Consider the following 14,948-nt stretch of genomic DNA (forward strand, 5'->3'; position numbering starts at 1 on the left):
CGGCGACTTGGGCCGCCGGGCCGACCGACGGCAAGTGGCACTGCGTCGAGCAGGACCGGTTCGGGTTCTTGCGGTGCTGGTGCGGTCATGACGTTCGCGGGCCGGTCCACCTGCGGCGCTTCAAGCCGCTCGACGGCTCCCGCGGCCGCACGATCTGCGCCGCGGGCGAAGCCGAAATCGCATCGGCCGCCGCGCCGAACCGCCTCTCCCCTGGACGCCTCCACTGGGCCGAATGCCGCGCGTCAAGCACCTGGACGCACCGGCGCCAAGGGGTTCGTTCGCGAGGATTCGCCGGGGTCTTCGCGGGCTACGGTTGATTTCACGACGCCAACGAGAACCGAATACGCGACCGATGGAGGAACGGCCCATGCCCGAATCTGCCATCAAGGACCCGAACAAGGGTTACGTAGCGCTCCTCGGCTGGAGTCTCAACGCGGTGGAAGCCCTCGACCGGTTCGACCGGCGCTACGTCGTCGTGGCCCCGGACTGGATCGAGGAGTACTGCTCGGAACACGACATCCCGTACGTGAAGTGGAACTTCGAGCGGCTCAACGACCGTTCCATGGAGATCGCGGAGATCCTGCAGGAGGAGGGCGTGGACGTCGCGATCCCGCTGTTCGAGGAGACCGTGGAGTGGGCGGGCGCGATCAACTCCGTCCTGCTGGGCAACCCTCGCCTGCTGGGCCAGTCGATGCTGTTGCGGGACAAGGCCTTGATGAAGCGCCGGGCGCAGCTGGGCGGCATCCGGGTCGGGATCTTCGAGGAGGCCCACGACCGGGACGACGTGATCCGGTTCCTCAAGCGGGTCAACCAGACGCTGCTCAAGCTCGACGGGGACCCGAACGATCCGATCCACGTCAAGGCGTTCGACAAGGCCGGGTGCCTCGGGCACCGCGTGATCCGCACGCCCGACGAGATCGACGCGATCCCCGACGAGGAGTTCCCGGTGCTGATGGAATCGCACCTGGACGGCTGGGAATTCGCCGTCGAGGCGTGGATTCACAACGGGAAGATCATGTTCCTGAACATCTCCGAGTACGTGACGCTCGGATACTCGGTGTTCGTCCCGGCGACCCCGGCCCTGGAACGGTACCGGCCGCAGATCACCGAGCAGATCGAGAAGCTCATCAAGACCTTCGACATCGAGTTCGGCTTCGTGCACCCCGAGTACTTCGTCACCAGCGACGGCGAGATGTACTTCGGCGAGGTCGCCTACCGGCCACCGGGGTTCAAGGTGTTCGAGCTGCTGGAACGGGCCTACGGGTTCAACGCCTACCAGGGCTTGGCGCTGGCCTTCGACCCGAAGACGACCGAGGAGGAGATCGAGGCGTTCTTCCCGCGCGAAGTCGTCGACGCCACCGGGGTGGCGGGCTGCTTCGGCGTGTACCCGCGCCGCCGGGTCGTCAGCGAACTGCAAGTCCCGGAGGAGACCGAGGACGACGACTACTATGAGTCGCACGACCTCTCGGCCCCGCAGGAGGAAACGGTGACGAAGCGGACCGCGTTCGGCACCCACTGGGGCCTGGTGTACTTCTTCGGTGACGACCCCCACCGGATGCGCGACCTGTTGAAGCGGCAGGAAGAGCTCGACTTCTACGTCTGAGGGCGCAGGAGAACCAACCGAGGGAAGCCCTTGAAACCGACCGTCGACGTCACGGGTGCGGCCACGACGCTGGACAAGCGCGTGGTCTCGCTCGACGACGCCATCCGGGCCATGGCCGAGACCCGCGATTTCGGCAAGCACGCGAAGCTGCGGCGAGTGCTGGAGGCGCTGCGCCGCGTCCTGCGCCTGCCCGGCGGACCCGCGGCGGTCCAGGCCAGGGCGCAGGCGCTGGAAGAAGCGGGCCTGTTCGGCGGGACCGACTGGGCGTCGCCGGAGATCCTCATCCCGTCGCTGGCCGGGCCGGGCCTGCGCTGCGGCGACGCGGACACGGTGGTGATGGAGGCGACCAGCGAGCTGCGGCTGCTCGCCGTCGCGCGCGGCGAATTCGAGCACCCGACGCTCGCCGCCGACGACGCGCACCAGTTCCTGTCGCAGGTGCTCGCGATGAACCTGGAGCTGCTGTTCACCCCGCCGAACGAGGCGGAGCGCAACGCGCAAGGCCGGAACGCGCAGCTGATCCGCGACCTGTTCCGGCACCTCGCCGACGGCGTCGGCTACGACGTCGTGCTGGACCGGCTCGTCGACGAGATCTGGCGGATCCTGCGCCAGCGACCGATCCAGGTCGACCAGGTGCAGTCCCTGATCACCCGGATCGCCGTCTACCGCGGTGACCCGGACGTCGACCTGGGCGCGTCGACCGGCCAAGGGCTCGACCGGCTGATCACCAGCCTGTTCGGGACGACCGAGGCGTGCCGGGACGACCCGGGCGTCGAGGTGTTCCGCTCCCGGCTGGAAGCGATGGACACCAGCGCGCTGCAGTACGAGGCCAGCGGTTTCGCGCGCGCCATGCACGACACCGGCCTGGTGTCGCCGTACCACGCCGAGCTGCTGCGGTTCCTGCTGCACGAGAGCGACTACCTCGTCGGCGAGGCCCTCGGCTTGTCCGACACCGGGCGCAACTGCCACCTGCGCTACCGCGACGTGGTGCACCGGCTGGTGGAGGAAGCGGTGCACCCGCAGACCGCGCAGTGCGTCTACGGGCTCGCGCTGCTGCTCGACCGCGGCGTGCTGCACGAACCACCGGTGGTTCCGGCGCTGTGGCGCCAGCTCGCGCTGGAACTCTCCCCCGTGGCGCGGGAACGGCTGGTGGCCGTGTTCGGCGACCAGCCGAGCCCGGAGGCGCGGTTGACCGCCGGCGTGCTGTCGATGCTGGGCCAGCCGCTCGGCGTCGGGCAGGGTGACAACCCGACCTGCCAATCGGCCCGCGCGCTGTCGATGTGGGCCTACAACGACCCGGACTACCTGCTGCAGATCGTGGTCTGGGCGGCGCGCGACGACGAGATCATCATGCACTTCGAGGGGCAGCCGATCTCCTCGAAGGACAGCGCCTCCGGAGTCGCCACCGCGCTGCCCTCGGACCTCGACCCCGTGTCGTCCGTCGTCGTCCCCCACCTGGACCGGATCTACGCCGAGATGGGCCGCCGCTGCGCGGACCGCCCCGGCGACCCGCACCGGTGGGTCAACCCCGAGTTCCACGGCTGGTGGGCCGGGCGCGGATTCTGGATCAACGTGGACGTCGCGACCGGGAACCTCATCGACCTCGACGAGTTCCTGCGGCGCTTCCACGCCGGTTACCACCCCGACTACAACGGCGGGCGACCGCTGATCCACCCGCAGCCCGCCGGGATCGCCGTCACCGACAGCGCGGCCCGCTACGTCGGCTGGCACGCGATCACCATCCTGCGCGTCGCGCCGGATCCGCAGGACGTCGTGCGGGTGTACTTCTTCAACCCCAACAACGACAGCGGGCAGGACTGGGGCGACGGCGTCGTCGTCTCCACCGCGGGCAACGGGGAACGGTTCGGCGAGGCGTCGCTGCCGTTCGACCAGTTCGCCTCACGGGTCTACATCTTCCACGTCGACCCGCTCGAACGCGGCGAACCGGAGCGGGTTCCCTCGGCGGACGTCGCCCGGATCATCGGCTACCTGGAGCGCAGCTGGGGCCGAGACCGGCTCTCACCGGGCACCTTGCAAGCCGCGGAGGCCCCGCAGAGCTGAGCCCCAAAAGGGTCCACTGTGGATGATCCCGATGGTCGTGTCCGTGTCGGCGCGATCGACGCCGGAGATCGCAATGGCGGAGGGATCGGCCACTTGCGCGCACGCCCGCTCGACCGCTGAGCGCGGATCGGCGCGAGAACGCCCCGGTCGGCGCAGGTGACCGGCGGGGACGACACTGATCGCATGCGACAACGAGTCAGCATGATCACGCTCGGCGTGGCGGACCTGGATCGCGCGCGGCGCTTCTACGCCGCGCTCGGATGGCGCCCCTCTGCCGCGCCGAGCGACGACATCACCTTCTTCCAAGCCGGGGACATGGTCCTCGCGCTGTGGGATCGCACCCGGCTCGCCGAGGACAGCGCCGTCGAGGACGCGCCCGGCTGGGGCGGGGTCACCTTGGCGCTCAACCTCGGCTCCCGCGAGGAAGTGGACACGGCGATCGACGAGGCCCGCCGCGCCGGAGCCACCATCGGCCGCGAACCTGCGGAGACCTCCTGGGGCGGCTACAGCTCGATCTTCCTCGATCCGGAAGGCCATCCCTGGGAGGTCGCGTACAACCCCTACTGGCCCCTCACGGAAAACGGCGGAGTGAAGCTGCCGTGACGGCAAGCGAGAACGCGTAGCGCAGCCCCGGAAAGCCGTGGGCACCGAGGAATTCGTTGGCCTGAAAGAGAGTTGGCTCTCGCCGCGGCCACCTGGTGCTGCCCCGGAGCCGCGGATCGGAACTCCGGAAATCCGCCCATGGCACGAGCCGATCCTGCTAGCGTGTCGGCCGCGCGCGGATCGACTCGAAAGTCGATCAGCCGCAATTCACTGGGGAACTGAGGGGTTGGCAACAGTGTTCGACAAATCATCGCGCTTCATCGCCGTCGTGTCCTCGACCGCGCTGATCGCGCTCGCCGGGCCCGCCGCCGGCGCACAGGCCGCTGAAGGCGGCGAAGCTAAGGGCGCCAAGGACGTTCCCGTCTACTTCGTGCACGGCTACGGCTACGAGGACTACGACGGGGACGGGAAGGAAGAGAAGGGCAAGGACTGCTCCAAGACGTGGGGTTCCGCGCTGGACTACTTCAAGGAACAGGGCTGGGACGAGGACAAGCTCATCACCGTGGGCTACTACCCGGACGACAAGTGCGACGTGGACATCAATCCCGCCGACGAGTCCGACGCGACCCGCGACACCAAGATCCAGTACGTCGCCCAGGACCTGGCCGCCTACATCAAGAAGAAGCACGGCGACCAACCGGTCAACATCGTGGCCCACTCGATGGGCGGGCTGATCACGCGCACCGCGATGTTCGGCCACGAGCACTGGGGCGAGCAGAAGTTCCCGAAGATCAACGTCGATCAGATCGTCACCCTCGGCACACCGCACAAGGGCGTGATCTGCAAGGGCTCGTGCACCGGCACGACCCAGTGGCAGCAGATGGACCCCGGCTCCAAGTTCATCGAGGTGCTGCACGACTACAAGCTGACCGATGACTGGGCGAAATCGACGGACTGGAGCTTCGTCGGCTCCAACCAGGACGAGACGGTCAACGGGAACTCGGCCATCGACCTGGACCACCACGCCGACCACAAATACCGGTACTGGGACGGCAACCGAGCGCCGTCCAACGACGCCTGCAAGGGCCAGGAGCCGCTGGTCACGCACTGCGGCATCCGCACGCTCAAGAACAACGGCGAGAACCCCGACGGCGATCCCGGCGACGCCGACGGCGACTACAACCTCAACTACTGGAACGCCGACGACGGCAAGCGCCACGAGACCCGCAGCGGATGGGCTCCGCTGAAGACCGCGGCCCTCGCCATCTCGCGGGGCGACGACGCCTAGTTGCACGCCCCCGGCAGCGACGCGGCGGCCCATCCGGCATCACCGGATGGGCCGCCGCGCTGTTCGACGTCAGCGGTCGAGCGCCCGCTCCCCGTCCTCGCGCAGGGCAGTCACTTTCCAGATTCGTTCACATCACCGGCATCACCCTGCCAGCGGGCCAGGTCGTCGCGCGTGCGCCGCGTGTCGGGGTGCTCAGAACCGAGCACCCGGAGCCGATCAGCGAGCAGAGTTGCGAACCCGTCGACCGCACCCGCCGCATCACCGGCTTCACCGCGCCAATGGGCCAGGCTGTGCCGAGTGGACAAGATGGAGGGGTGATCCGGACTGAGTACCCGGCTCTGGTCGGACAACACGTCCTGAAGTTCTGCGACCGCACCCTTCGCGTCCCCGACTCGACCTCGCCAGTAGGCAAGGTTGTGCCTGGTGATCAGGACGTCCGGATGACTCGGACCGAGCACGCTGGACTCATCGGCGTACAGTTCCTGAAATTCCGCGACCGCACCGGCGGCGTCACCGGATTTCCCGCGCCAGTAAGCAACATCGTTGCGAGTCATCAGAGTCCTCGGGTGATACGGGCCGAGCACGCGAAATTGATCGACCAGCAATTCTTCGAGCTTCGCGATCGCGTCCATCACATCGCCGACCTTGCCTAGCTGGTTGGCCAAGGTACGGCGGGTGGAAAGGGTGTTGAAGTGGTCCGAGCCGAGCGACCTGCATTCATCGGCCAGCAGGCCCTCGATGTCGACGATCGCCGCGCCTCCTTCCTCCGTACTGCCCTTCAAATAGGCCAAGTTGTGACGAGTGGTCAGAGTATCGATGTGCTCCTGGCCGAGCCGTTCGGTGCTCTCTGCGAGCAATTGTTCGTACTCGGCGACCGCCTTCGCCACATCGCCGACCGCCTCCCGAAAGCGGGCCAGCTCGTGGCGAGTGTAGAGAGTGTCGATGTGGCCGACACCGAGCACTCGGGATCGATCGGTAAGGAGGTCCTCGAGTTCCCCGACAGCCCCTGCCGTATCTCCGGATTCACCGTGCCAGCAGGCGAGGTTATGGCGGATGGCCAGGGTGTCCGGATGATCCGGGCCGAGCCGCTGCATAGCGTGAGATCGGAGGGCTGTGAAGTACTCGGCGGCTTCGGTGACGCGTCCTGCCGCGCCTCTGCTGTTGCCGGCGCGGGAGAGCACGGGGTGCCAGAGCCGGGTTCGCCGGTGGAGCGTGTCGGTGTTCGTGCGCAGGACCTGTCCGTATTCGGTGTCGCGTTCGATCTGCGGCCATGCGCTCATGAGAGCGTCGGCGGCGGCGTGGGCAACGATGGCGAGCTGTTCGTCTCCGAGCCGATCACGGGTGGATCGCTGGACGAGTTCGTGGATTCGAACGCTGCGATGGGGGTCGTCGGAGTCGACGATGACCAAGCTGAGGCGATTGAGGCCGTGCAAGGCCTCCCGTACGTCCTCAGCCTCGACCGGCTCTGCAGCACCGAGCCTGGTAGCGAGATGCTCCAGGACCGCCGGAGCGGTCAAGACCGCATCGGGGATGCCATTGGGATCGAGTACGGCGGCGAGCTCCAGCACGGGCAACGCCAGCCCGGCGGGCGCCAGTTGGTCGGCCAGTTCCATCGAGAGCGACCACGTGGCGGCCAGTGTGGCACGGTGGTCGTCGGGCAGGCTCTCCGGCTCGGGCACTACTTCGTGCAGTCGTCTGCGTTGATCCACGAACCGTTGCAGGTATGCGGCGCAGGTCAGCTTCCGGTCGGTGAGGTAGGCAGCGGCCTGAGCCAACGCGACGGGGAGATACCCGAGCTCGGCCGCAAGTTCGGCGGCGCCGTCGGCCGACGCCGAGCTGTCAGCCAGCTTGGTACGCAGGTAGGCGGTTGCTTCGACCGCGGTGAACGTGCCGACTTCGATCAGGTGGCCGCGACGGGTGAGGGCGGCATCTCGGCGACGAGTGGTCACGACCACGCGTCCGGTCAGCTGTCGCGGTGGCCACAGCCCACGCAGGTCACTCGGCTTCTGCACGTCGTCGAGAACGATCAGCCATCGACGGTCGGTGGCAGCCAACCACTCCAGGAAACGGTCGCTCGCTTCCTGGTCGTCCCGTTCGCCAGCGCTCTGACCGATCTTCACCGCCGCCGTGGCATAGCTCGACACGATCGCTTCCTGCGCCGCCGCCGTAATCCACACCAGCAGGTCGACCTGTCCGGTATCCCACATCAGACGTGCGAACTCAGCCACGAGCTGCGTCTTGCCCGCACCACCCATCCCAGCGAGCACCGCCGTACTCCCGGCACCAATGGCATCGGCCAACGGAGCGCTCAGATCGCGCTCCTGAAAGCGGTCGGCACCCAGCGGCACCACCCCGACCCGGCACGGCCACCGCACTTCCGGTGCGTGGTGATGATGCACTCCTCCCACGTAGGCATCACCGTGAACGCTCGCGGCTTGAACGGCATTTCGGACCGCACCGCTGATTTCGTTGGAGGTGCCCAAGGGCTCAGCCATGTGATCAGTATGACAACTCCGACAAAGCGCCACCTTAGGATTTCCTGGACGAGGCCTGAGTTCCGCGTCCCTGATCCAAAGACCTTCGGGAGAAGACTCCAACCTGCTTACGTGGCTCGGGCACCTGTTGAGGCTGCGGGCAACGCCCCGGCCCGGTGGGGCGCCGACGGATCGGCGCCCCAGCGGTGCTCAGTCCTCCAGCAGGTCCTCGATGGTGATCGGGATGTGGCGGATTCGGGTGCCGGTGGCGTTGAAGATCGCGTTGGCCACCGCGGCGGCCATGCCGACCGCGCCGATCTCGCCGACTCCGCGCGCGCCGACCGGGTTGTGCAGGGTGTCGGGGTGCTCGACGAAGTGCACGTCGATGTCGGGGATGTCCGCGTGCACCGGCAGCAGGTAGCCGGCGAAGTCGCCGTTGGCGATGCGGCCGTTCGGTTCGACCTCCATGCCCTCGTGCAGCGCCGCCGACACGCCCCAGATCATGCCGCCGCTGAGCTGGCTGCGGGCGGCCTTCTCGTTGATGATGCGGCCCGCGTCGAACACGCCGAGCAGCCGCGACACCCGCGCCTCCCGGGTCCAGCGGTGCACCCGGACCTCGCAGAACTGGGCGCCGAACGAGCTGAACGAGTGCTTCGTCAGCTCCTCCCCCGGCGCCGAGGACCCGGTGGCCGATAGGGAATCCCGGCCCACGGACCGCAGCAGCTCGTCGAACGGCATGCTCCGGCCGTCGGCGAACAGGTGCCCGTCGGCGTAGGTGACCTCGGCTCCGTCGAACGGTGCGCCCGGCTCGGCCGCCAGCTCCAGCAGGGAGTCGAGCACCGCGGAGGCGGCGACCATCACGGCCGAACCCGCGCTGGCGGTGGCCGTGGAACCACCGGACATGCCGCCCGGCGGCAGCGACGAGTCGCCCAGCCGCGGCGTGACCCGCTCCGGCGCGATGTCCAGCGTTTCGGCGCCCACCAGCGACAGCACGGTCAGCAGGCCGGTGCCCGGGTCCGCGCCGCTGGTGGCGACCTCGGCCCCGCCGTCCGCCCCGAGCGTGACCCGCACCGAGGCGGGGAAGCGCAGCGCGGGGAACATGGCGGTGGCAGTGCCGACCCCGACCAGCCAGTCGCCGTCGGTGCGCCCGGCCGGGGTGCGCTGGTCCCAGCCGAAGCGCTGCGCGCCGATCCGGAAGCAGTCGTCGAGGTACTTGCTCGACCACTGGAGGTCTTTTCCGGGCGGTGCCAGCGAATTGTTCCGCAGCCGCAGCTCGATCGGGTCCATCTCCAGCTTCACCGCGAGCTCGTCGATCGCGCTCTCCAGCGCGAACGAGCCGGGCGCCTCACCGGGGGCGCGCATGAACGTCGTCGGCGGCAGGTTCAGCGGCACCATCTTCTGCCGCAGCGACAGGTTCGGCGTCGCGTACCACTCGCGCGAGGTGCCGTGCGAGGTCGGCTCCACGAACGAGCGATCCGCGCCGGTGCTGCACCACGAGTCGTGGCGCACCGCGGTGAGCGTGCCGTCCGCCTCGGCGCCGAGCGAGACCTCCTGCACCGTGGCAGCGCGGCCCGCGGTCGCGGTGAACACCTGCTCGCGGGTCATCGACGCCTTCACCGGCCTGCCGAGCTCCCTGGCCGCTGCCGCCGCCAGGAACGCGGGCGCGGAGGTGCGGCCCTTGCCGCCGAACGCGCCCCCGACGTACGGGTTCACCGCGTGCACCTGGGACGGGTCCAGCCGCAGCGCCATCGCCAGCTCCGCGGCCTGCATGTCCGAACCCTGACTTCCACTGTGGACGGTCAGCCCCTCGGAGTCCCACCGGGCGACGGCGGAATGCGGTTCCATCGGGGCGTGGTTCTGCGGTGCCGTCGAATAGGTCTCCGCGACCACCACCGCGCTGGCCGCCAGCGCGTCCTCGATGGACTCGACGCCGTCGGCGAGGATGTCCAGCGAGGGCCCACCACCGTGGTCGGAGCCGGGCGCGTCCTCAGCGCCCGCGAGGCCCTCCTCCAGCGAGGTCAGCGCGGGCCGCTCGTGGTAGGCGACCTCGACCAGCATCGCCGCGTCGCGGGCCTGCTCGAAGGTCTCGGCGACCACGAAGCCGATCGGCTGCCCGTAGTAGGCGACTTCCTTTTCCTGCAGCGGAACCCACGTGTCGCCGAACGCCGGGAGCGTGGGCGTGGCCAGCTCCAGCGGGTCGAACGGCGAATACGCCCCGAGCACGCCGGGCGCGGCGCGGACCGCGGTGAGGTCCATCGACGCGATCTCGCCGTGCGCGATGGTGCTGAGCACGAGATATCCGTAGGCCATGCCGGGGAAGTTGTGGTCCACCCCGTACTTGGCGCGACCGGTGGCCTTCACCGGCCCGTCGAGTCGGCTGGGCATCAGCGGCTCCCCTCGGTCAGTTCGAGCAGCGCGCGGATCACGGTCCGCTTCAGCAGGGCCGGCTTGAAGCCGTTCGCGCCGCGCGTCCGGGCACCGTCGGCGGCCACGTCGGCGGCGCGCTCGAAGGACTCCTCGGTCGCGGGCAGCCCGCGCAGCGCCTCCTCGACGGCGTGCAGCCGCCACGGGACGGTGGCCACCCCGCCGACCGCCACCCTGGCGTCGGCGATGCGGTCGTCGCGCACGTCCAGCGCGACGGCGGCCGAGCTCAGCGCGAACTCGTAGGACTGCCGGTCCCGCACCTTCACGTAGGTGGAGTTCGCCGCCCAGTCCAGGCGCGGGACCACCACCTCGGTGATCAGCTCGCCCGGCCGCAGGTCGTTCTCGACCTCGGGGGTGTCGCCCGGCAGCCGGTAGAACTCGGCGAGCGACACCGTCCGGGAACCGTCGGCGCCCAGCAGCCGCACCTCGGCGTCGAGCGCGGTGAACGCGACCGCGACGTCGCTGGCGTGGGTGGCCGCGCAGGAGTCGCTGGTGCCGAGCACCGCGTGCATCCGGCCCGCGCCCTCCATCGCCGGGCAGCCGCTGCCGGGTTCGCGCTTGTTGCAGGGCATCGCGACGTCGCGGAAGTACGTGCACCGGGTCCGCTGCAGCAGGTTCCCGCCGATGCTGGCCATGTTGCGCAACTGCTGGGAGGCGCTCAGCAGCAGGGCCTGCGAGATCATCGGGTAGACGCCCGGGTGCGCGGCGATGTCGCTCATCCGCTCCAGCGCGCCGATCCGCAGCCCGTCCTCGGAATCGAGGCCGCGCAGCGGCAGCTCGTTGATGTCCAGCACCCGCTGCGGGGTGAGGACGTTGAGCTTCATCAGGTCGACCAGCGTCGTGCCGCCGGCCAGGTAGGTCGCCGGTTCCGCGGTGGCCGCTGCGACCGAATCAGGGGTGTCGAGCTCAAAGGGTCGCATCGGTGCGCCTCGCTTGGTCGATCGCGGCGATGATGTTCGGGTAGGCCGAGCAGCGGCACAGGTTGCCGGACATGAACTCGCGGACGTCGTCGACGTCCTGCTCGATCGCGGCGCTGGCCGACATGAGCTGCCCGGAGGTGCAGAAACCGCACTGCATGGCGTCCTGGTCGACGAACGCCTGCTGCAACGGCGTCAGCTCCTCGCCCTCCGCCAGGCCCTCCACCGTGGTCACCGGTTCCTTCACGGTGGCCGCCAGGGTGAGGCAGGAGAGCACGGGCCGGCCGCCGACGTGCACGGTGCACGCACCGCACTGGCCGCGGTCGCAGCCCTTCTTCGGCCCGGTGATGTCGAGCCGTTCGCGCAGCGCGTCCAGCAGCGTCACGCCGGGTTCGGCGTCGAGCTGCTCAGCGCTGCCGTTGACTTCTAGTGAGATGTGCAATGGAACTCTTCTCCGCTGGAATTCCGCACCGGAGCAGGGCGGCATGATGTGGTGGGGGTGGTGGCCACGTCGAGCACGACGCCACGCCGGGAACCGGATAAAAATCCGCTGTCCTCATCGAGGCTAGCGGATTAGTATCCGCTCGGCAAACGACGCTGTTCCGGTCGATTCATGCAGTTCCGGAGGCTCTCGGCAGCAGAGCGGACGAAGGAGGAGCGATGGGGACGGGCGCGGTGAACCACCGGCGCGCGGACACGCGGCGCAACCACGAGCTCATCGTCGCGGCGGCGGCGGAATCGCTGTCGAGCTCCGGCGAAGTGTCGTACAACGCCATCGCGAAGCGGGCCGGAGTCGGCGTCGGCACCGTCTACCGCCACTTCCCCGCTCCGCAGGACCTCATCCTCGCGGTCTACGAGCGGGAAGTGCGGCACCTGGTCGAAGTGGTGCCCAGCCTGCTGGAGTCGCACCGCCCCGAAGAGGCGTTCCGGGTGTGGACGACGGACCACCTGGCGCACTACATGATGACCAAGCGCGGCCTCGCGAACGCGCTCAGCGCCGCGACCGCCGCCCGCGGCGAACTCCCCAAGAGCGCGCACCAGGCGATGGTCGGCTCGCTGGCGACCCTGCTCGCCGCCAACGCCGAAGTGGGCGCGGTGCGCGCGGACCTCGATCCGGAGACGGTGCTGCGCGGCCTCGGCGGCCTGCTGTTCCTCGACCAGCACGGCCCCTGGCGCGCCCAGACCGAAAAGCTCATCGACCTGCTCTGGCGCGGCATGTCCACCTGCCCCCCGCGCGAGGACGACGCCGAGTAGCCGCCGTCAGGCTCGCGCGGCGAACCAGAGCTTGGCGATGGCGACGACGTAGAGCAGGCCGACGATGCCGTGGACGATGAACGCGGCGATGTTGAGCTCGAAGTTGGACCCGGTGGGCAGCAGGCAGAGCTCGGAGATGAGCAAGGCGACGGGCCAGGACGCGATCAGCACCGCCTTCTGCCGCTTCGACCAGGACCGGTTGAAGACCGCGAGCGCGGAACCACCGGCCCAGGCCACGAACGAGAGCACGAAGGCCGCTGCCGCCGTGGCACCGGTGATCTCCCAGTCGGGGTTCTCGTCGAACCCGGCCGACAGCCCGATGAGCCCGCCGACGAGGAAGGTGAGCGCCGCCGCGCCCGCCAGCATCGCGCAGGCCAGCGCGGCGGCGAGCACCGAGCCCAGCCGGGCGGATCGCGCGCGTTCCGGCTCGACGCCCGCCTCCGCGGCGACCTGCTCGGGCGTGCCCATCCGAGCGAGCGCGTCGTCGACGGTCGCGGCGTCCGCGTCCGGGGGCACGCTCGCGTCGAAGTGCTCGTGCACCCCGGCGATCACGTCCCGGCGCACGGACACGGGAGCGTGCCGCAGCAGGTCGTTGAGCTCTTCCAGGTAGATGTGCACGCGAGGGTGGGTCTTGGTCACGATCGTTCTCCTGTCATGGCGGAATCGACGGCGCTGCGGAAGGCAGGCCAGGTGGATCGGAAGGTCTCCAGTGCCGTTCTGCCCTCTGCGGTGAGCGCGTAGTAGCGGCGCGGCGGACCGGTCGCGGACTTCACTTGGCTGGTCTCCACGAGCCCTTGCCGCCGGAGGCGGGCCAGCAGCGGGTAGAGCGTTCCCTCGCTCTGCAGCAGGACGTCGTGCGCACCGAGCCTGCGCGCGATGTCGAGGCCGTACAACGGCTCGACGTCGATCATCGCGAGGATGCAGTACTCCAGCACACCCCGCCGGAGGTGGGTGAGAACGGCGCTGTCATCCGGAACCATGCCACGCAACATACCGGCAAGATCAGCACCGCGCAAAGCAGGCCGCCCGCACCGCCGACGGACGCCACCCACCGCCGAATCTCCCCACCTCCCCCGCGACCCGAAATTGATCCACACTGGACCTGTTCGATTTCCCTTCACCCAAAAGGAAAATCATCCGGACCTCAGCACGACATGTCCCGCGCCCGCGGAAGCCGACGGCCACCGCGTTCCAGCAGCGGCACGGACGGCGGCCACCGCGCGCACTCGGGCCGCCGAGCCGCGTGGCCGCGGAGTGTGACGGGGGACACCGTTTTCGGGCGCGGAAGTCGCTTGTCCATGCCGCTGCGGCATAGTCGAAACTGCTCCCAGATGAGGCGCACGGGTCTCCGTTCGGTCGACCGCCTCGCGCAGGCCGGACGAACTCCTCGCCGCATCGAGGGGGTATTGGAAGCACGAAGGAGAGACATGACTGGTGCAGGCCGCAAGCAGCAGGAGATCGGGCTGGAGGGTGACACCGCCCCCTCCCTGCGCGTGCCGACCGGGGGCGAGCTCCACGGCGCGTCGCACACGCCCGCCGCGTCGGCGGGCGACGCCCCGGAAGCCGGATCGGACGCTCCGGCGGAGAAGAAGAAGCGGTTCCGCTGGCGCAGCAAGGACTACACGCCGGAGGAGCTGGAAGAAGCCCGGCAGGCGTTCCGCGACCAGATGCCGTGGGACCACCCGATGTCGCGCGGTGACAAGTTCCTGGTGTTCGCCACGTTCGGCATCGTGGTGCTGATGATGGCGTCGATGCCGTTCCGGCCGTTCCTGATCGCCTCGCACCCGCTCGCGCTGAGCGCGGTGACCGGCAGCCTCTCGGCGATCGGCGCCGGCGCGGCGTTCGCCCGCGTCGGCGACGCCGAGCTGTGGCTGGTCGTCGCGGCGGGCGTGTTCGGCATGATCAAGTTCGACTGGTTGTTCTGGCTCGCCGGCCGCAAGTGGGGCGCGAAGATCATCGAGTTGTGGGCGCCGGGCGAGTTCGGCAAGCGGTTCGTCGCGCGGGTCCAGTCCTGGCCGCGCTGGGCGATGCCGCTGGTGCTCATCGTCGCCGCGCTGCCGGGCATCCCCGCCCCCGCGGTGTTCGCCGTGGCCGGGCTGAGCGGGATGGGCCTGGTGTCGTTCCTGATCTTCGACGCGGTCGGTGCCGCGCTGATCGCGGGCCTGGTCGCGGGCCTCGGCTACGGAGTCGGGCAGCACGCCGTCGACTTCGTCCTGATGATCGACGACTACGCCCTCTACATCACGCTGGCGCTGGTCGTCTGGGTCTCGATCCAGGCGGGCTACAAGGGCCACAAGAAGGACCAGGAGAAGAAGAAGCAGAAGGAGCAGCAGGCGGCCTGACCGCCCTAGCTCCCCGACGGCCGCCGCGCCCCCTCCGCGATGAGG

12 protein-coding genes are annotated in these 14,948 nt (G+C 69.2%); 6 read left to right on the forward strand and 6 right to left on the reverse strand.

Annotated elements, in window-relative coordinates; translation table 11 throughout:
- Positions 1 to 367 precede the first annotated feature (367 nt).
- From ACWD38_RS18065 to ACWD38_RS18080, 4 genes are all read left to right on the forward strand, one after another.
- Entirely contained in the window at positions 368 to 1,603 is a 1,236-nt protein-coding gene (locus tag ACWD38_RS18065) for an ATP-grasp domain-containing protein (RefSeq protein ID WP_450124497.1), read from the forward strand.
- 30 nt (positions 1,604 to 1,633) lie between these two features.
- Positions 1,634 to 3,661: a hypothetical protein gene (locus tag ACWD38_RS18070; RefSeq protein WP_450124498.1), complete on the forward strand. Its 2,028-nt coding sequence runs from the start codon at positions 1,634 to 1,636 to the stop codon at positions 3,659 to 3,661.
- Between the two features lie 183 nt (positions 3,662 to 3,844).
- The gene (locus tag ACWD38_RS18075) at positions 3,845 to 4,264 is read left to right on the forward strand and encodes a VOC family protein (RefSeq protein ID WP_184480281.1); all 420 of its coding nucleotides are present in this window, start codon (positions 3,845 to 3,847) and stop codon (positions 4,262 to 4,264) included.
- A 235-nt stretch (positions 4,265 to 4,499) separates the two neighbouring features.
- On the forward strand, positions 4,500 to 5,492 hold the full coding sequence (locus tag ACWD38_RS18080; protein ID WP_184480283.1) for a PGAP1-like alpha/beta domain-containing protein: 993 nt from the start codon (positions 4,500 to 4,502) through the stop codon (positions 5,490 to 5,492).
- 110 nt (positions 5,493 to 5,602) lie between these two features.
- Here the strand turns inward: ACWD38_RS18080 and ACWD38_RS18085 are convergent, their stop codons facing one another.
- The 4 genes from ACWD38_RS18085 to ACWD38_RS18100 form a co-directional block, all read right to left on the reverse strand.
- Positions 5,603 to 7,987: a tetratricopeptide repeat protein gene (locus tag ACWD38_RS18085; protein WP_221315872.1), complete on the reverse strand. Its 2,385-nt coding sequence runs from the start codon at positions 7,985 to 7,987 to the stop codon at positions 5,603 to 5,605.
- Between the two features lie 189 nt (positions 7,988 to 8,176).
- Positions 8,177 to 10,351, reverse strand: a complete 2,175-nt coding sequence (locus tag ACWD38_RS18090) for a xanthine dehydrogenase family protein molybdopterin-binding subunit (RefSeq protein ID WP_450124499.1) — start codon at positions 10,349 to 10,351, stop codon at positions 8,177 to 8,179.
- A complete protein-coding gene (locus ACWD38_RS18095; RefSeq protein ID WP_450124500.1) occupies positions 10,351 to 11,310 on the reverse strand; it encodes an FAD binding domain-containing protein in 960 nt (319 codons plus the stop codon). Before ACWD38_RS18095 ends, ACWD38_RS18090 begins: the two co-directional genes overlap by 1 nt.
- Positions 11,297 to 11,749, reverse strand: coding sequence for a (2Fe-2S)-binding protein (locus tag ACWD38_RS18100; protein ID WP_184480290.1), 453 nt, complete (start codon positions 11,747 to 11,749; stop codon positions 11,297 to 11,299). Before ACWD38_RS18100 ends, ACWD38_RS18095 begins: the two co-directional genes overlap by 14 nt.
- Before the next feature lie 218 nt (positions 11,750 to 11,967).
- On the opposite strand from ACWD38_RS18100, the gene ACWD38_RS18105 reads away from it, so the two are divergent.
- Complete coding sequence (locus tag ACWD38_RS18105; protein ID WP_184480291.1) at positions 11,968 to 12,561, forward strand: TetR/AcrR family transcriptional regulator; 594 nt, start codon at positions 11,968 to 11,970, stop codon at positions 12,559 to 12,561.
- Positions 12,562 to 12,567: 6 nt separating this feature from the next.
- On the opposite strand, the gene ACWD38_RS18110 is transcribed toward ACWD38_RS18105, so the two are convergent.
- Positions 12,568 to 13,200, reverse strand: a complete 633-nt coding sequence (locus ACWD38_RS18110) for an HAAS signaling domain-containing protein (protein ID WP_184480293.1) — start codon at positions 13,198 to 13,200, stop codon at positions 12,568 to 12,570.
- Positions 13,197 to 13,541 carry a PadR family transcriptional regulator gene (locus ACWD38_RS18115; RefSeq protein ID WP_450124501.1) on the reverse strand — a complete coding sequence of 115 codons (345 nt, stop codon included), beginning with the start codon at positions 13,539 to 13,541 and terminating at the stop codon, positions 13,197 to 13,199. The genes ACWD38_RS18110 and ACWD38_RS18115 overlap by 4 nt, the downstream gene beginning before the upstream one ends.
- Positions 13,542 to 13,988: 447 nt before the next feature.
- Here ACWD38_RS18115 and ACWD38_RS18120 point away from each other — a divergent pair, with 447 nt between their 5' ends.
- Positions 13,989 to 14,903: a DedA family protein gene (locus tag ACWD38_RS18120; protein WP_184480297.1), complete on the forward strand. Its 915-nt coding sequence runs from the start codon at positions 13,989 to 13,991 to the stop codon at positions 14,901 to 14,903.
- Positions 14,904 to 14,948 lie beyond the last annotated feature (45 nt).

The organism is Saccharopolyspora sp. NPDC002578, from assembly GCF_053592695.1.